The 17,653-nt window shown below is 45.7% G+C and carries 21 protein-coding genes; 3 read left to right on the top strand and 18 right to left on the bottom strand.

Annotation, left to right across the window (positions count from 1 at the left end; all coding sequences use genetic code 11):
* Positions 1–18: 18 nt before the first annotated feature.
* The 8 genes from KJS69_RS00745 to KJS69_RS00780 are packed head-to-tail and all read right to left on the bottom strand — an operon-like array spanning position 19 to position 5,645.
* The gene (locus KJS69_RS00745; protein WP_213581110.1) at positions 19–753 is read right to left on the bottom strand and encodes a JAB domain-containing protein; all 735 of its coding nucleotides are present in this window, start codon (positions 751–753) and stop codon (positions 19–21) included.
* Positions 731–982: a hypothetical protein gene (locus KJS69_RS00750; RefSeq protein ID WP_213581111.1), complete on the bottom strand. Its 252-nt coding sequence runs from the start codon at positions 980–982 to the stop codon at positions 731–733. Before KJS69_RS00750 ends, KJS69_RS00745 begins: the two co-directional genes overlap by 23 nt.
* 11 nt (positions 983–993) lie before the next feature.
* Complete coding sequence (locus KJS69_RS00755) at positions 994–1,932, bottom strand: hypothetical protein (protein WP_213581112.1); 939 nt, start codon at positions 1,930–1,932, stop codon at positions 994–996.
* On the bottom strand, positions 1,929–3,269 hold the full coding sequence (locus KJS69_RS00760) for a CpaF/VirB11 family protein (protein ID WP_213581113.1): 1,341 nt from the start codon (positions 3,267–3,269) through the stop codon (positions 1,929–1,931). Before KJS69_RS00760 ends, KJS69_RS00755 begins: the two co-directional genes overlap by 4 nt.
* A complete protein-coding gene (locus KJS69_RS00765) occupies positions 3,266–4,114 on the bottom strand; it encodes a hypothetical protein (protein WP_213581114.1) in 849 nt (282 codons plus the stop codon). The genes KJS69_RS00760 and KJS69_RS00765 overlap by 4 nt, the downstream gene beginning before the upstream one ends.
* Positions 4,107–4,847, bottom strand: coding sequence for a Flp pilus assembly protein CpaB (gene cpaB / locus KJS69_RS00770; protein WP_213581115.1), 741 nt, complete (start codon positions 4,845–4,847; stop codon positions 4,107–4,109). The genes KJS69_RS00765 and cpaB overlap by 8 nt, the downstream gene beginning before the upstream one ends.
* A gap of 25 nt (positions 4,848–4,872) precedes the next feature.
* Positions 4,873–5,313, bottom strand: coding sequence for a prepilin peptidase (locus KJS69_RS00775; protein ID WP_213581116.1), 441 nt, complete (start codon positions 5,311–5,313; stop codon positions 4,873–4,875).
* Entirely contained in the window at positions 5,310–5,645 is a 336-nt protein-coding gene (locus KJS69_RS00780) for a hypothetical protein (RefSeq protein ID WP_213581117.1), read from the bottom strand. Before KJS69_RS00780 ends, KJS69_RS00775 begins: the two co-directional genes overlap by 4 nt.
* Positions 5,646–5,833: 188 nt before the next feature.
* On the opposite strand from KJS69_RS00780, the gene KJS69_RS00785 reads away from it, so the two are divergent.
* Entirely contained in the window at positions 5,834–6,406 is a 573-nt protein-coding gene (locus KJS69_RS00785) for a GrpB family protein (protein WP_213581779.1), read from the top strand.
* Positions 6,407–6,468: 62 nt separating this feature from the next.
* On the opposite strand, the gene KJS69_RS00790 is transcribed toward KJS69_RS00785, so the two are convergent.
* The 10 genes from KJS69_RS00790 to KJS69_RS00835 all read right to left on the bottom strand — a co-directional run bounded on the left by KJS69_RS00790 (position 6,469) and on the right by KJS69_RS00835 (position 13,808).
* Positions 6,469–6,678 (bottom strand): mercury transporter, encoded by a 210-nt coding sequence (locus tag KJS69_RS00790; RefSeq protein ID WP_213581118.1) that lies wholly within the window; start codon positions 6,676–6,678, stop codon positions 6,469–6,471.
* Positions 6,679–6,682: 4 nt separating this feature from the next.
* On the bottom strand, positions 6,683–7,519 hold the full coding sequence (locus KJS69_RS00795) for a conjugal transfer protein TrbL family protein (protein WP_179014572.1): 837 nt from the start codon (positions 7,517–7,519) through the stop codon (positions 6,683–6,685).
* Positions 7,520–7,574: 55 nt separating this feature from the next.
* Positions 7,575–7,796 carry a DUF6133 family protein gene (locus KJS69_RS00800; RefSeq protein ID WP_213581119.1) on the bottom strand — a complete coding sequence of 74 codons (222 nt, stop codon included), beginning with the start codon at positions 7,794–7,796 and terminating at the stop codon, positions 7,575–7,577.
* 63 nt (positions 7,797–7,859) lie between these two features.
* On the bottom strand, positions 7,860–8,180 hold the full coding sequence (locus KJS69_RS00805; RefSeq protein WP_212978232.1) for an Mbov_0395 family pilin-like conjugal transfer protein: 321 nt from the start codon (positions 8,178–8,180) through the stop codon (positions 7,860–7,862).
* 5 nt (positions 8,181–8,185) lie between these two features.
* Positions 8,186–9,757 carry a VirD4-like conjugal transfer protein, CD1115 family gene (locus KJS69_RS00810; RefSeq protein WP_213581120.1) on the bottom strand — a complete coding sequence of 524 codons (1,572 nt, stop codon included), beginning with the start codon at positions 9,755–9,757 and terminating at the stop codon, positions 8,186–8,188.
* Positions 9,720–10,223: a hypothetical protein gene (locus tag KJS69_RS00815; RefSeq protein ID WP_213581121.1), complete on the bottom strand. Its 504-nt coding sequence runs from the start codon at positions 10,221–10,223 to the stop codon at positions 9,720–9,722. The genes KJS69_RS00810 and KJS69_RS00815 overlap by 38 nt, the downstream gene beginning before the upstream one ends.
* Entirely contained in the window at positions 10,220–11,071 is an 852-nt protein-coding gene (locus KJS69_RS00820; RefSeq protein WP_213581122.1) for a hypothetical protein, read from the bottom strand. Before KJS69_RS00820 ends, KJS69_RS00815 begins: the two co-directional genes overlap by 4 nt.
* 14 nt (positions 11,072–11,085) lie before the next feature.
* Positions 11,086–11,790, bottom strand: a complete 705-nt coding sequence (locus tag KJS69_RS00825; protein WP_213581123.1) for a hypothetical protein — start codon at positions 11,788–11,790, stop codon at positions 11,086–11,088.
* 319 nt (positions 11,791–12,109) lie between these two features.
* Entirely contained in the window at positions 12,110–13,345 is a 1,236-nt protein-coding gene (mobP3, locus tag KJS69_RS00830; protein WP_213581124.1) for a MobP3 family relaxase, read from the bottom strand.
* On the bottom strand, positions 13,326–13,808 hold the full coding sequence (locus tag KJS69_RS00835; protein WP_213581125.1) for a hypothetical protein: 483 nt from the start codon (positions 13,806–13,808) through the stop codon (positions 13,326–13,328). The genes mobP3 and KJS69_RS00835 overlap by 20 nt, the downstream gene beginning before the upstream one ends.
* 486 nt (positions 13,809–14,294) lie before the next feature.
* Here KJS69_RS00835 and KJS69_RS00840 point away from each other — a divergent pair, with 486 nt between their 5' ends.
* A complete protein-coding gene (locus KJS69_RS00840; protein ID WP_213581126.1) occupies positions 14,295–15,107 on the top strand; it encodes a Hachiman antiphage defense system protein HamA in 813 nt (270 codons plus the stop codon).
* Entirely contained in the window at positions 15,107–17,557 is a 2,451-nt protein-coding gene (locus KJS69_RS00845; RefSeq protein ID WP_213581127.1) for a DEAD/DEAH box helicase, read from the top strand. The genes KJS69_RS00840 and KJS69_RS00845 overlap by 1 nt, the downstream gene beginning before the upstream one ends.
* Positions 17,558–17,653 lie beyond the last annotated feature (96 nt).

The following is a 17,653-nucleotide window of genomic DNA, read 5'->3' on the forward strand; positions in this document are numbered from 1 at the left end:
AATCAAATGACACCTCCTTTACCGTTCCCATTCATCTTCAATTTCATCTGGCGAATGCAATGTTTCGTATGGAAAGCCGCTTTGTTCCATCACCGGAAGCGAGATGGAATCGTAGTTGGCGGCCCTTTCTGCAACGCTTGGCAGTTTGCCCATTTCAGCCATGGACAGGTAGCCATTGCCCGCGATGATGATGTGATCGAGTACTTGGATGTTTAAGGGCTCGAAAATATCGACCATCCGTCGCGTTAACTGTACGTCTTCGGGAGAAGGGGAGAGGGTGCCGCCCGGATGATTATGCGCAAAGATCACAGCAGAGCAGTCGCAATTCAAGGCGGCTTTTAGAACATCACGGGGGTAGACAGGCGCTTGGTCGATGCCGCCTTCCGAAATCGTTCGGGTCTCGATGATGCGATTGCTGTTGTTCAAGAAGGCAACCATAAACCGTTCCCGGTCCCGAACGCCATCGAGAAGCGTGGAAAAATAGTCGCCGGCTTGCTGTGGTGAGCGAATACACAGTCTGGCGTTTTCCTCCTCCCACTTAACCACGCGGTAGGCCCGAAGGAACGCATTGAGTTGCTCGATTTTTTGAAATTGTGCAGTGGTCGGCTCCAATACACGAGGATGTTCCAGTACGTTGATGAGGTTGTTTACCTTGCCGTATTCCTCCAGCTTGTGCAATGGGATGCGGGTTAATTTGTGAATGGAATGGACAAAATCAGCCACATACTTCTCATTGGTGTGGAGCTGGCTCATATCCGTTTCCCTTCCCAAGTTCCACATACCTTTGTGACAGGATGTCCATCAAGGATTGAAGCGCTTGAAGTTTTTCCAAGCTTTCCGTTGACAAGGGCATTCTCTCATCTAACTTTTGGAAAAAGCCGACCACGCCGTACCGATCAAGCAGCTTTTCCAAACTGACACATTCACCCTTATCCGACTCTATCAACTCTCCCAGCAAGGAAGCGACGTCTTTGTTGTTCATAAAGGGTCCTCCTATCTTCGATAATCAAGCGGCCGCGTCAGCCGGATGACGGCAGCCAAAGATACCAAGATTGCTAGCGCGCACAATGCCAAAACCATATGCCCTGGCGTCGTTTGCGTCAGGGCGCGATACCAATCCCGATTTAAGAAATAGAGCAGCGGAATGTTGCCGATCAGCAGCAGACCCATCGTAATAAACTCTTTGAGTGGTTCATAGAGGGCTGCGTCCAGTTCAGCGGACACGATGCGCATATCTGACAGCTTGGTGACAATAGGCATCAGTGTTGTTTTCAACGTCCGATCCTCCTGACATGCCATCAGGGCGTCGCACCATTCCTGAAACACGCTGTGATGAATTCGGCCGCGCAGCTCTGTGAGCGCCAGATGCAAATTGGTATGAATCAATTTGGATTCCGCTAAAAATGCTTGAAACACATCGGATATGGGCGGATTCAGATACGGCAAATTCTCCTCGACCGCCGCTAGAATATTCTCGCTGCGCAAATAAGATGTTGTAATAACGGATAATGCGGTTTCCAATTCGTCATGCAGCCGCTTTTTGTAGAACGTTGCACGAAACAGCACGATCCAAAAAGGCGACATGGCAAACCCGCCTGCAAGGACGGGCAAAAGCCAAATGTTATCCAGTATCAGGGCGAGTAGAGCGCCGCCTATCGCCAGCATCAAGGAAAGGGCGAAAAGGAAACCTGTACGCTGTTCGTGTCCGATTTGATGTAAGATCGTGGTCGCCTCGACAATGGTGGCGCGCCAGCCCTTCAATTTCTTCGGTCGCTGAACACGCCGAATTTGCTCGGCGATCGGCTGCCTGTGCATCTGCCTCCGTTGCAAGAACTCCGATAAAGCTTCCATTAACGAACGGGGAGTCAGGCTCAGTAATATCAGGCTTCCAGCGGATAAGCCAACAAAGGAAAGCAGGAGCAACACCATCATGTGCTATCGCCCCCTCTTAATTGTTGCAACATGGATAGCGGCAAGCCATTTTCCAATAGACGTTTCTGCAAACCTGGCGAGATGTCATTTACTTTTTCGAAGTCACCTTCGATACGAATTTGCCCGCAGACTTCCCGTGTAGAGTGGACGGCGAATCGGTATAAAGGAACCACCTCACGCGTACCGTCAGAATGAATGCGGCATTCGGTGATTTCCATGATGCGACGGACATTATCCTCCAGTTTTTTGACAAACAGAACAATCGGAAATGCTTCAGTAACCAGATTGTACAGTGTTTTATCGTTCATTTCGTATTTTTGTGTGCAAAGTGTCACCATTCGGTAATAGGTGGCGAGACAGGAATTGGCGTGGGTTGTCGTAATGACCGTATGTCCGGTACGGGCTGCTTCCTGTGCAGCAAATGCTTCGGCAGATTTCATCTCACCTACACAAATTACATCGGGGTTGGCAGTCAAGGCATACTCTAACAATTTTTCTTGGTCGATGTTTTGACGAGGGTCTTCACTGGATCGTGTCACTGTATGCACCACGTTGTTCAGGACGTGCCCTTCCCCGTCCGTCATCACCAGGTCAAACTCGCGAGTGCCGTTTTCAATCGTAAAGATTCGCTTGTCATAAGGAATCGTTGACAATAGCCAGCTCATAAGGGTCGTCTTGCCGCTGCCGGTTGCTCCGGTTACGCAGATCGAAAGACCGTATCGCAGGCATAGGCTGAGAAAGTCCAGCATTTCACCGGTGGCTGTACCGCTGTGGATAAAATCCTCCCGCGCCAGTTTTTGTGGGTTGACGATTCGAATGGAAGCGGCGATGCCCTTGTCCTTATCCGTGATCGGCATGCCGAAAACGGTAATGCGAATATTGTTGGCCAAGTGTCCGCGAACGATGGGCTGCGAGTAGTCGATAATCATACCGGATTGGTGCAGCAAACGCCTAATGACATTGATCGCGTGTTCGGGGGAAGCAAATTGTTCATCAGCAGGCAGGATAGCACCATTCGTGTAACTGATTTTCACGTCGTTATAGCCGTTAATGTTGATCTCTTCCACATCACTCGCGAATAAATAGCGTGTCAAAAACGAATACTCGACCATTTCCGCATACAAACGGTCGATCAGCTCATCAAAAGCTAGGCCAGGCACGTGCAGCCGGTGATCGGTCAAGTATTGACTGATATAGGCGATAATCTGCTGTTTCTGTTCTACCTGATGACTGCTGAGCAAAGTCGCGTATTTGCTGGAGAGGTAAGCTTGCACCTCTATCAACACTTCACTAAAAGGCTTGGACTGGCTAGAGAAATAGAGTGCGGATTGATTCATTTTCGATCACCTCGCCAATGTTCAAGCTGCTTTTTGAACCATGGAGCGACAGATGCTTTGCCCGTAGCTGCTGCGGGACTCTTATGTGGCTTCTGTACGTCCTCGGGGATGATCAACCTCATCATGTGGGAGATACCTTCCTGATAAAGAGTCGCGTCCTTACCAGACGGAAGCGGGTCCATGAGTCGTGCTTCGAGGGCTTGTTGTTCCAACGCTGCGACGTGCGGCAGAAGGAACCGGATACCTCCGACAACTTGGCTATACGCCCGGTTATCTTGTCCAGGCTTGACATTGGACAAAATCGGAATCGTCTCCGCATGCTGAAATCGGGCATCGGACAATAACGGCAAATAGGAGGCGTAAAACATCAGGCTTTTGAGATCGCAGTTGTGAAATCGGAATATTACGTCGGCTAACTCCAGCGCCACGGTCGAAAGCAAATAAGAAGACACATAGCTGGCGCAGTCTACCAGCACAACATCGGCAGTATGTCTGGCCAGAGTCAGCAAGTCGACGGCTCGCTCGCGGCTATAGTCGGCATAAGAAAAGATATGATCGCCTTTTTTATAACCGAGAAAGGCGAGATGGGGCGAGCCTTTTAACGCAAGCGAATAGTGGAGCAGATCTTCCTGGGCAAGCGAAGGCAGACTGAGCAGCTCACCAAGCGATTTCTGCTCATTAGCTTGCCCAGGTACGATAGCGGCAACGGAAGGGCAGAGGGCGTCGCTGAATATGACGAGTACATTTTTACGGTGAGCGGCCAGAGCTTGCGCTAATTTGACGGTAGCGATGGTTTTACCGCTATTCGGACTGCCCCATAAGACGATAAGCGGTTTATTACTCATGAGCAACATCCTCCGGTTGTGATTTGGACGAGAAATAGGCTTCTTGTTTATCGAGGAATAACTGTGTTGTTGCCGCATCTCCCCGATAAACCAATGCCGCATGTAGTTTTCCTTTGCTTTCAATGTCGGTCAGCAATACGGCTTGCTCAGGCCGGACGAGCAAGGTAAGTGTGGAAGGCAGTTCTCTTTCGTTTTGATCGTTTGCTGTGGTTTGGGCATCCAGACCACTGCTGGTCGTAACCGACAGCACTTCTACGTATTGCAGTTCCGGGGGCAACGTGGTTGTGCGAAAGTCGCCGTAGTCGGTGGCGAATAAGCTGACAATATCACCAGGTTGAAGCTTGCCGGAAAGGCCCGCTGCGAGGCTTTTGATTGTAACCGACAAGGCTTGTTTCTGTCCGTCCAGACGGGTTAAATAGGCATCGAGGGGAGAGGCTGACAATTTGGAAGGGAGCAAATAATCTCCAACTTTCAGATCCGCCGCGGCATACTGTCCGACAACTTGGTCTTCGGATTTTAGCACGTCAGTGGGCAGATTGTAGGCTCCTACATACACGGTCTCTACATGAGCGGCAGTGATGGCCTCGCCCTCGGCTACCTCTTGAACGATGCGGGCAATCGCGACTTTTTCACTGGCGCTTCGATTCAACAGCGGCGCAATGCCGAGACAAAGGATAAGGGATAAGATTATGCAGCTTATCCCCAGAACGGTACGGTTTTTTAGCCAATTCATGAATTGGAATATCCTCCTTCGTCAATCACAAATAAAGTAATGTAAACGTGAGCAAACCGCCAGCCGCAAGAAAAGGAACGAGCGGGAAGGCGGTTTGCTTGGTTTTTTTAAGCCCATGACGATAAACGAATCCTATCGCGAAGAGCAAAACGAATGTTAACCCGATAATGCTTTGCAGAAGGCCGCCGACTGGACCCAAAACAAAACCACAGGCTGCCATCAGCTTAATATCGCCGCCGCCGATTTTTCCGTTTGTGGTAACAGCGGCAAGCAGATAAGGCAAGCTGGTAGATACGAGGCCGATAAGAGCCGGAACAAGCTGGAACTGGAGCAAGCCTGAGCCGATTAAGGCGAGTGGCACCCAATTGGGAACCTCGCGTGTGCGAATGTCGTGAAAACTAGCAATAAGAAGAAGCGTAGAAAATAACATCACCTGTATCAGTAAGGCGGTTTCTGCGTGCATCATAGCTTGTATTCCGTCGTAGTCCAAGTGTTTAAACTGCGATAAGGGTAGAACTTCTGCGACTTGGCATAACGAATCATAAACATGATCTGATCCAGTACAGACAAATTATGACGGTCCTTGGTTGTCATCATCACAGAGGCGGACACGCCGATCAGGAAAGTAACCACTGCGAGCGGAACACTGCCGCCCATCAGCCAAAGACATAGGGCGACTACAACAGCAGCAAGTGAGCCAATAGCTGATTGACCAAGCTGACGTTGACCGAAGCCGGGAAACCACTCGGCTTCCGGCTTGACGCCTAAGGGAATGTATAGAGATTGATTTTGATCCATGGTAGAGTAGGCATCTCCTTTTTCCGATTGAAATGAATTAAGAACAAGGAATAGAGGGTGAGGAAAGGGGAATGCACAGGCATTTGCTTCGATATATATTTGTGGTATATTGAAGAGCTCAGCATTTTCATATCAAATATGAAAGAAAGCGGGTGGAGTATTTGACATCGAATCATGATCATTCAAATATGGCATCTACCAGTGAGGAAAGGCTTCAGAAAGCAACGGTTGGTGAATTGAAGCCTCACAACACATCCATTACTCTCCAGGATTATGATCCGCACTGGCCTAAACTTTTCGAGCAAGAGGCCGAACGAATTCGTTCAATACTTGGAAACAAGGTTCTGCAATTGGAGCATGTTGGATCTACTTCGGTGCCAGGATTATGTGCCAAGCCAATCATCGATATGTTGCTGGTAGTAGAGAATTCTGCTGACGAAACGGCCTACGTTCCTGACTTGGAGGAAGAGGGATACACGTTACACATACGGGAACCCGATTGGTTTGAACACCGTCTATTCCAAGGTCCCGATACGGCTATTAATCTTCATGTGTTTAGCCAGGGGACGTCCGAAATCGACCGAATGTTGCTTTTCCGCAATTGGCTCAAAGCGAACGAATCCGACCGGGACGTGTATGCACAAGTGAAGCGTAGCTTGGCACAACATCAATGGCGTCACGTACAAGATTATGCAGATGCAAAAGATTCAATTGTAAAGGAAATTATGGAGAGAGCGAATGCGGTTAAGCGAAATGATTAAGATTTGCAGGAGCTCGTGGATGCAGGTTCCGCTTTCCCCTGTGATGGGGAGGGAAACCTCTGTTACTGGTAGTAATACTGAATAATGTCTTTCACTTGCCAGATGCTTTCTGCGAGCACATAAAACAATACGACATTGCGCGTGCGCTTTTTGTATTTGCTTGCTTCGTCGTCGGCTCCTGAAAGGCGCACCATGCAATAGATGAAACGGAAAACGCAGCCCAGGCGAATGAGTACGATAATCGCCTGGGCCAGTTCCTCTAGCGTAATCATTTCTTCACCCGGCCTTTATGAGCTTTCGGGCCATGCCGACTAGCCTTACGCTCTGGTAGACGTTGTTCACGACACCGCCGCCCCCACCGGTTGTAATCAGGAAGTCAGACAGGAATCGAGGCGTCCGAATCGCTACCACCATGCAAGCCATACCCCAAAAAATATGGTCTTGTAACATCAGGCCAACGCCCAATTTGGCTAGTGCGATTTGAATGACGACCGCCAGCATCGATTGCATGAATTTCTGCGCATAGGCGCGAAAGATGCCTCGATCATTATCCAGCAGGCCTGCGCAAGCAAGTGGAATACCGACCCGCAAAATAAACATCTCCAGCCCGCGCATCAGAAATTGGAAATAAAGAATGAAGAAGCAGACAACAAAGATTAGACCGAAAATGGCCGTCACGAGTCCCAGTGAACTGATGCTGTCCACCCAATACTGCCAGTTATAATCGGTGGATTGGCCAATGACAACCAGCAGGCGGTCCGTTAATTCCTCTACGATCTGACCGAGCCACGTGTAGATGGTGGGAAAGCAGATGGCGACGGCCATGGCCCGGAAAAAGTTGGTGAGCAAAAACAGCGGTTCCTCATCCGGATCGCCGTCCGTCCAAAGGACATAAATTTCAAATCCTTTTTTCAAAAACTTCAAGATCATAAGCGCGACGCCAAAGCTGAATAGGATATCATACAAACTCTCAGCAAGATCCACACCGGTGGAAAGCGTCATGTAACGCTCTGCATAAAGAGAGATGGGGATGATGTCTTTCAACAACGTATCCATGTAGATGAGCGCGCCATTTAGAATGGCGACAATGAGTAACAATAGAATTTTATCCACCGATTCCTCCTTTCCGGGAAAGCGGCGGTAACGCCGCTTCCGCTCCAGGCAGGGCCTATCCCCTGTAATTGAACATTTCCTGAATTCGTTGTTTCAGCGTCGGTAAAATGGTATCACCAAAGAGCATATACAGACCGGCCAAGACGAGCGCCCCAATGACAACAGCCATAAGAATCTTGACCGCCGTATCCACGAAACCTTCTCCGCGGCGGTTACTTACCGCATTCTTTGCTTTGATTACCGGACGAATGAATTGCTTTTGCAGCCATTGTTTCATAAAAAGTAGCCTCCTAAATGGATATTGGAAATGAAATAGCCTGCCGATATCAGCAGGCTGGTCTTACTTGTAATAACCGATAATGACGTTGAGCAAGGCTGAACCAAGCACTGCGCCGATACAAGACACAACCGCGACGATAATACGGTTGTTCCACTTTTTGGTGTCCATTTCGTCAGCAGCCGATCGGCGAATAAAGAAATAAATAATGAGCAGTCCGGTTACAACGGGAGCCAGTATCATCAGCCATGTGGTGGCGTCTCCGATCAGTTTCTCCGTCCCTTTGGCTAATTTACTATCCTGAATGCTGTTTGCAGAAACGGAAGACGTTAAGCAAAGGAAACCAAAGAGGGCGCCCGCTGCCACTGAAGAAAAGCGGATCAAAACTTCTACTCTTCGGAAGAAAAAGGCGGAAATCCGTTTTGCGCGGCTGCCGCGCGTTGCTGTTCGGCTAATTGCCTTGCGATGTCCTTCTGGTAATACACCCATATGTTCCACAGTTTCACCTCCTCTCGGGTGTCAGTTCGGATGGGCCTTCGCTTTTCCCGTTCTTCTCGTACTCGTCGATTATGCTCCTTGTCGCCAAGTCCCATCATGCGATTGAAAGCCCAAGCACTTAAATCGGGAGCGAACATCATCGCCGGATGACTGCGGGAGAGGACGAGTTGATAAGGACGGGAGATGCGGCGCACTTCATCTATGGTTAGCAACTTGCGCTCCAACAGATTGAGACTATGGGATGTGCTTGGCGTCGTATACTTTCCGTGGGAGGCGGACAACTGATAGCTGGAGGTGGTGTAGGTTCCGAGTTTCTCGCTGACTTCACGTAGCGTTTCCAAGTCGTCTGCCTGCAAATAAATCCACGTTTGGCAGTTCGATTTGATCGTACTCGCCACATGATCGTCGTATTTTTCCTTTAGCTGTTCGAAACTCTGCACAAACAGATTGAAGCGCATCCCGCGTCCGCCGCCGACCGTCAATTTGTTCGTAAAATCGGCAATCGGCGTAAAGTTTCCAAACTCGTCGAGTAGAAAGTTGACACGTCGCTTGAGCCGTCCGCCGCGTTTGTCGGCCTCAGCTGTCAGCAACTCATATAGCTGAGAAATCATCAGGGAGGCAACCGGATAGAAGGTCGTCTTTTCGTCCGGCAAAATAATAAAAAGCGCCCGTTTCTTCTCGCCAAGGTCGGCTAAAGAAAAGTCGCTTTTATGGGTAATCGCATAGATAGACTTGGACGTAAACAATCGCAGTGTCGTGAGCGCCGAGGTAAAGAAACTGCCTTTAGTACGCGATGGGGCAATGTCGGAGATACTGAGCAGCGCTCGCGCCGGATGTTGCTGCGGCAGACGCTTGATGTACTCCTGCATCGGTGTTTTGTTGCCCGTTGGCTTGTTCATTTCGGCGAGGAACCAATATACGTTCGTCATATTCTGATATTCCGGCCGCTTGATATTGTCCCAAATGACGCTCAGGATGGAGGCAGCGATAACGGACATTTCGCCGTTCGTCCAAATTTTTTCGCCCTGCGCTTTGCCGACCAGCACATTCGTCATGTCCCAGGCTAACATTTCGGCTTGCTCCTGATCTCCTCTCAGGGTGGCATCAATAACCGGTTGAAGCAAATTATAATGGTGGCTCTTTTCCGGGTGACGAAAATCCAGCGTGAGTACCTCATAACCGAGCTTTTCCAGGAGGGGAGCGCTGTAGTGGAATAACTCTGCTTTCGGATCGGAGATGACAAGCGATTCACCGGCAAGCGCCAATAGGCCAATGGATTGCAGGACGACCGAGCGGGATTTACCGCTGCGTGTAGCGCCAATACAAAGCGTATGGACATCATCGCCTACATAATAGAGCCGTTCCTTTCCACGTTGCTGATTCAGCCCCAGCACAATGCCGCCAGTTTTTAGAGGTAACGATGAATCAAGTTTCGGAATAGTTTTCGGATGAAACAGCTTCATCTTCTATGACCTCCTGTTTAGATGCGTGCAAAAATTGCAGATCGTCGTAGCCCGAATGAATCAGATGCCGGATAAGCGGATGGCGAAGATCAAGTGTGTAATGATCAAAAGCGTAGGACCATTCTTCTTCTCCCAACCAGCGGGCCGATCCGTGCTGATGCTGTCCAGTAGGAACCGGCGTTTCAATACCGGGAGCGACTTGCCGTAATTTACTTTGATAAGGCTGACTGTTCGTGAGAAAGAACAGCATGGCAAGCACCAGGACAATGCTTTGCAGGCATACGAATAGGAGAAGATGCCCGCGATAGATAAGCAGACTGCCGAGACAGGAGGCAAGGGAAGGAAAGGCAAGCCGGGAAGTTTCTCCAGACAGCAGGGAATGAAGGGCGGTGCTGATAAAGAGATTGCATGCGCCTCCCAGCACGACGATGAGGCCAGAAAGCCTGGCTTTTTGTTTCGTCTTCAAAGTTCGAGTTCTCCTGTAGGTTCAAAAAAATCGTCCGGCTCCCTGGTCTGAAGCGGCGCGGCTATTTTGTCCGTCTCGTAGGGAACCTGTATATGCGGATGGCTCTGTTCTTTTTCGACGGCAGCAGCCTGATCCAGTTGGATTTGCAGAAAGAGTGATTTGGGTGCAGCGCAATCATGGATATGGCTCCATTCATCCGTATGCAGGTTGTGCATCGCCACGTAAGCCGGATAGTCTTCACATAACGTATGCGCCAGACTGTCGTCACTGACAATTTGTTCGGCAATAGCGGGGTGAGATGCGGATAATTCGTAGATCGGGATCGCGCAGGCATCCAGCGGGTAGTAGAGGTAGTCCCCATATCCAGGGGCTAACTGTTGAGCGGACTCAGACAAGCAATGTTCGGCAATCGTTTGATGTACAGCTAATTGCCATTCCCCGCGACTCTCCAGCATATATAGCCCGTTATGAAGGAAGCGATCACTAGTGATCTCGCCCCAAGGCGTTGCACTCGGTGCAGCAAACTCGCCAAAGTATTCTGGTGCGAAAAACTTACCCTCTTCGGCAAGCTGCTCGGGACTGCCGCAGTGTTCCTTAAATTCAGGGTCGGTTATGGCATCCTGTTGCAGCAATTCGTAAGCGGGAATGACGCTCTTCACATCGTCAAAATAGATGTGATCGCCATGAACTTCTCCGGCTTGCAACGCTTGTTCACTAAGCGCCTCTTTGGCGTAATCGGCATCTAGCACCACACCGCTGTTTTTCTCAGCGATAATGCCGTAGATGTGCAAGCCGATTTCGACGCAGGTTAAAATGTTGCCCCATATGGAGCTTTCCGGCTTGGACATGTGAGCGACCTCCTTTATCGTTCGTCGGCGACCTCCAGTGCTTCCAGATTGCCGTCGTAATCATGGGCAAATTCTTGCTCGTAATCGAGGTGGATTTCCCGATCTTTTAGCGCGGGCAACAGGTCTTCCAGCTTACCAATCAGGATCTGCACCTGCTCAAACTGCTCGACTGTTTTGTCATTCGGCGTGATGAGGAATTTGACCATTTCATCGTAAATAAGCAGTAATTCAGCTTCATTGAACAATTTTCGTTCATCGACTAACCCGCTGCGGCACGCAAAGTTCTCCAACGCTTCTTCTTTGTTGTAGAAGTATTGGCGCTGTACAGGGCTCCCGTTGTCCGGGGACAGGCGATAAGTGGAAAAGACGTATTCGAACAGCGGATGATGCTTGCACGCCAGCACGACATCGCCGTACTCGCACAACTTATATACACCGTTGGCAATTTTGGCATCTTTGTCCGTGTACGGTTTTTCGGTGCAGATGCCAAGCTGCAACGCCGTTTTCCGAGCCAAGTCCTGAATCCCGCTCATCAGCCGGTCGGGAACCGTGACAAAGGGATTTTTTTCGAGGCTGTCCATACGAGTGAAAAAGGCAATGAGCTGGTCTTTCCAATAAAGATCAGCGAAATAGTCGGCGGAGGTAGAGCGGCGAACTTCGATTCCCTGCTCGACAAGCGCAGCAAAAAAGGCTTTGTAAAATTCGCTTTTGCTTTTCAAGGGATTCCCCACCTTTCAGATGGTCGGTAAAGTATCATTAGCTTTCTTGATCTGCTTCCGCATCAGGTTCCAACAGCCGATCAGTGATTCTATCTGTTTGCTCCTTGCTGGGCATCTTTGGACGTGATTTCGAGTGAGGTTGAGAGTGTTCTTTTTGCTTTTTGTTTGAGGGCGGCCGGCGTGGGGACTGGCGCATTAGTTGTTCATAGGGGCGAAGTTTTCCATCTGTAAAGAACATCGAATAGCTCCTTTCGTTTTGAATCATCCACAGTTTACACACATGTTGTACACAGGTTTTCCACAAAAAAGAGTGGCAGAATTATCTTTCCATGCCGCGGTCTTTGTGCCGTAGCAGCCATTCTTTCTTGGCTTGCTTGGACAGTTCACCACCCATTACGCTAAGTTTGTCATCGACATCCAATCGGGTACGCATCGCAAGATTCTCCATCATGTTCAGCAGTTCCAACAGTAGCTGCTCAGCGAGTGCATGTTGCCGATCTGCTTGCCGAATGGCAGATGCCGACTCCATCTCCATTTTGATCATGGTGTGTAGTGTGGAAAGGATGCGGTTTGCAATCCGCTTTTCTGCCTCCGCTTGATAGTTGCCACGTTGTTTCTCCAAATGATCCGGATCGGGCGTGTAGAGTCGGGCTAGCTCCAGCTTGGCCTGTACATAATCGTTGACCAATTGCGCCAGATAGCGATTGTCATTGAGTAGTTCTTGCACCAGCTCGTCGAGATGTATTTTGGTTTCCTGTGGCAGTAGTTGATAGGCGAGCCTGCCGGTGGGAGGGAGAAAGCGACGGAGTTCAAACAATCGATTTGCCAAATGCTTGGTGGAAGACGATTCGATGAGATGATGTTTGGGGAATCGAATCAAGAAGTCTTCGTCTTCATGTTCGAAGCGATGCTGGAAAGTGCGGAATGCTTTTGGATTCAATCGTTTCAGGTAATCCTCAAATTCATCAACAAGGCGGTCCGTTAGTTCCGTGATACCGGATTTCGCCTCGTCGCGTAGCGCACAAAATTGCTTGATTTTATATGCAAAAGTGTCTTTGATGAGCTGCTTGCGAATGCGATTAGGGATTTCAGGATGGGTGAAGTTTTTGGTGATCGTTTGCGATTTGTCCCAAAATACAATGTGGAGATGTGGATGATCGCGCTCATTATGAAAGGCGGCGGCCCAGCATAGGTTTTCAATCTTGATTTGGTTTTGGGCAGCCAAGGTGGCGATATGTTGTTCGACATACTGCTGCCAATCGTTGAAAACCGTTAAACCAAGTTCAAGCGCGGTCGCGGTCTGAAAGGAAATGACACTGCGGTACATATTTTTGCCTTCTCGGGAGATTTGTCGGGCAATCCGGGCGACTTCCTGCCAGGAATCAAAGGCTTGCAATGGACCGGGCTTCAGCTTACCAAATAACCCGTGTCTTTTGTTTGGATGCTTGGCTGCACCAGGACGGGTGGCGATATACCCGATATGCACATAGTTGCTAACAGCCGTTTTGGGATGGTTGGGATGAAAGAAGCGCTGCTTATAAATCAGTGCCGACATCGGATTGTCCTCCACGCAAGCGCTCCAAGTTTTGCTCAAAAGCATCGCCAGAGAGGAAGAGCTTTTCCGCATCGGTCAGCTTCATTTTGGTATACTCGACCGCCAGTTGTCGTGCTTTCCGTTCGATTTCCCGAAAGGTCGTGTAACGGTGGGTATCAATGAGATCGGCAATGATGGCAATCGTGGAATAGTACGCCGCGGCGGACATGATCAGGTCTTTGCTGGCAAGTCCGGCCAGACGATTGCTGAGGCCGTTAATCGCAATGCCAATCTCTTGGCGGATGATAGAAGTAATGAAGTCGATCTCTTGGGAGTAGGCTTCGATGGACATCCCTTTTTGGATGAAGGCGCGTACTACATCCGCCATGCTGAGATGTTTGGAAGCCGCGTATTTCTTAAGTGAGTCATACTGTGATTTAGGGAGTTTAACGGTGATTTGTTCGGTTTTTTCTTTTCGGGCCAATGGCATCTCCCTCCTTAGGAGGATTTGAACGTGACATTCGATTGTCGGGGTTAATCCTCTCAAAATGTCGGTGAAAGCTCTGCTTTCACGCTGTTTTCTCGCAAAATGACATTTTGCTATTCCTGCCTTTACACCATTCTCAAGAGTCCCAAAAGGCGGGCCTCTTGGAGGGTGGAAGAGCAGAATACTTAATCCAATGAAAAAAAGATCATAGCTCATCTACATTCTTCCTCAAATTTAGATTTTTTGCTTTTTGCTTGCATTAGGGTTTGAGCAAGATGCTAGGTAGTATAGAAATTATCTAAAAACGACAAATTCATGGAAAAACTTACAGAGAATTTAGAGGAAAAAGAAAGGGAAAAGTCGAATGATTAAGGAATACATATAGGACACATTACTCGAGTCATAAGGACTACATTTTTGAAATTCGGGTTAGTTCATTCGAACCTTTGTTACTGAGAAATTGAAAATAACTAGGGGGAAAAAATGATCACTGCGACCAATATAGATGGAATCAGATTTTCAAGGCAAAAGGGATATGCTATTTGTCATATTGATAATTTGTCCGATGACATTAAGGAAATTTTACGTAAGCAACTAGCTTCTGTTTGTTATGGACCTTCCAAGGCAGCTTCAACAAGAAAAGCCTATAGCTATAAAAAAACACTAAGTGAATTTTTAAGTAGATATGAAACCAAAGCACCTGATACAAAAATGGGAATGATCGGAGAGTTGTTAACACACATCCTTGTCATGCAATTTTTTGAAGAATTCAGCGCTGTCTCTCCTTATTTTAATCTTGAAGAACGAAGCATTAAAAAGGGCTTTGACGTAATTCTCTATTCTCGTGGAAAAAATGAATTATGGATTACGGAGGTAAAGTCAGGGGAGCTTCATAAAAATAAGAATGCTACAGAAACAGTAATCGCTCTTTTGGGTACAGCAAAGAGGGATTTAAATAGAAGATTAAATGAAAATCATACAACTTTTTGGGAAAACGCAATTAATGGCGCTACGATAGCGTTAGAAAATAAAAAAGATATGAAGGATGCTGTTGTGGAGATTTTAGGCAATATTGAGGACGAAATTGTTGATGAAAATGCTAAAAGCACTGATAAGAACGTAATTCTAGTCTCTTCACTCTTTTCGAGTCTATCAGACGAGATTAAAGAAACCGACATTAAAGGAGCTTCAATAAGTATAGCTGGAGAGAAAATTTTTAAAGAGGTTATAGTTTTTTCTTTTCAGAAGAGTACCTATCAAAAAGTCGTTGATTTTTTAAAATCGGAGGCAGAGTAATGAAAGGTTTGACTCTTAATAGAATAAGAAACACAAATTTCAAAGAAATTTATGAAAAGTTAATAGTTGGAAATATTCAAGATAATATTGAATATAAAAAGTTGCTATCACTTGCCATAATATTTATTAATGATGTTAATTCAGATGTTTCACGTTTAGGATACAGAATCCTTGTTTTTTATTGTAATCTTACAAAAGACTATAGACCGTTATATGATATAGCCCTAAACGAAGGTCTAATCCCAATAGTAAAGCTCATTGAAAGCTTAGAGAAATACCAAAATAAATTTGAAGAAACTTTTTTTGGCTCGTTATACTCCGCTTACGGAGAAAACTATAAGCAGGGTCCAATTTATCTTAGTGATCAACAACAAGAATTATTCACGTTTTTTAATGAAAAGCTAGAGGATACAGTCTCAGTTGTTGCACCAACTTCTTACGGTAAATCAGAGCTTATTATATCAACTTTGAAACAAAGAAATGAAGGAAATGTCTGTATAATAGTACCTACAAAAGCATTATTAGCTCAAACAAAACGGCGTTTAATTAAGGGTGAAATCGAAAATATTAAAAAAATAATTACTCATCCCGAAATGTTTGTGGAAGGCGAAGAAAATATTACAGCGGTTTTGACTCAAGAAAGATTATTGAGACTTCTTCGAAAAAATCCTGAATTATCATTTAATTTAGTTTTTATTGATGAAGCTCATAACTTACTTGAAGATAATGATAGGAACATTTTGTTAGCTGCAACTATTTCAATACTAGAGAAGCGTAATCAGAATGTCATTTTCAAATTTTTGACCCCCTTTTTGATAGACAGTTCAAATTTAACTGTAAAGTATTCGAATTATTCACTAGAGGCGTTTCGAATTACCGAGTATATTAAGACAGAAAAGTTCTATATATATGATTTTAGAGATTCTAAAAAATTTCAGATATATGACCATTTTCTGAATCAGTTTTTCAAATTAGATGTAGGGGACTTTAAAGATGATGTTGATTTTATTCTGAAAAACCAAAGTCCTAAAAATCTGATTTATTTAAATAAGCCTTCCGACATAGAAAAACTATCAACTAGGTTTGTTGCAAGAACAAATGAAATCATATCTGAAAAAATTCAGCAAGCTTGTGCTGAACTAAGTGAATACATGCACCCAGATTACTTTATGATTAAATGTTTACGAAAAGGTTTTATTTATCACCATGGATCTGTACCAGATAACGTAAGATTATATATAGAACATTTATTTTCAACGGAAATGGAACTGAAATTCGTAATTACTAGCTCTACACTTTTAGAAGGAGTAAATCTTCCCGTAGAAAAAATGTTTTTGCTAGACAATAAAAAAGGACGTAGAATCTTGAGTCCATCACAGTTTAAAAATTTAATTGGAAGAGTTAATAGATTTAGTGAGGTTTTTTCTCCTACAGATGGTGGCTTAGAAAAATTGGAGCCTAAAATATATTTAGTAGGTTCTAATTATTTTTCTAAGAATGCCAATATAGAAAATTTTATTCGTGATAGTATGAAAGTAGACAAAGAAGTTAAGGATGAGCCTGTTAATGTTTTGTTAAAAAACGTAAGTATTTCAGAAGCTAACGCGGCTAAAAAAGATGAGGCAGATGAATTTATAGAAAATTTTGAGCCCGGTGTTATTTCTAACTATAAAAAGAAACTCGCACAAACAGAGCTCGGAAAGTTATGCTTTATGAATAATATATCTGAGATTGATGTTATTACAAATGAACATGCTATGCAACAAATCATTAACGGTTATGAGATGCAGAGCATTGATTCTGCAGAGGGAGTTTTTGAAGCTTTTGCAGAAATCTTTTTGCCATTTATAAAGAATAATGATGATTATAAAAATTTAAGTAGGTTGAATTTCAAGGAGTCGCAACGGTTTTATCAAATGTTCCTAAATTGGAGAATTAAGAATGCGTCTTATCGAGAAATGATAAATAGTTTTCTGAAATATTGGAACGAAGTAGAACATTCTAATGAATCAACAGACATTTATGTCGGGAGATGGGGAGATAAGAAGCGGGATGGTCACAGAGAGTTATGGACGGATATCAAGTTAAAAAGCAGGGCACAACGAATTAATTTGGCTATAGTTCGCATTAAAGATGAACAGGATTTTCTAGACAACACTTTTATTAAATATATTGAGGTAATGAATGATACTGGTATCATGGTAAATGAATTTTATGAAAAGATTAAATATGGAACCACAGATAAGTATAAAATTTCATTAATAAAAAATGGATTAAGTAGTGGTCTATCTAATTTAATAATTAATGATTATCGAACATTTGTAGAGATAGATACTGCTTTGAATACCATTGTTATTAAACCGGAACTTGTTGAAAGAATGATTGAGCAGAATGAAAATGGTATACTTATTCACGAGGTTAGATATAATACAAAATCAACTTTATTATGATGAATTTGAAGAGTGTAATTAAGTAGGAGAAAAGGAATGGGCAGTACATGACTTGAATAATGAGTCGGTACTGCCAGTTTTTTTTTGAGTGACTGT

The organism is Paenibacillus sp. J2TS4 (assembly GCF_018403245.1).
Classification (GTDB): Bacteria; Bacillota; Bacilli; order Paenibacillales; family NBRC-103111; genus Paenibacillus_L.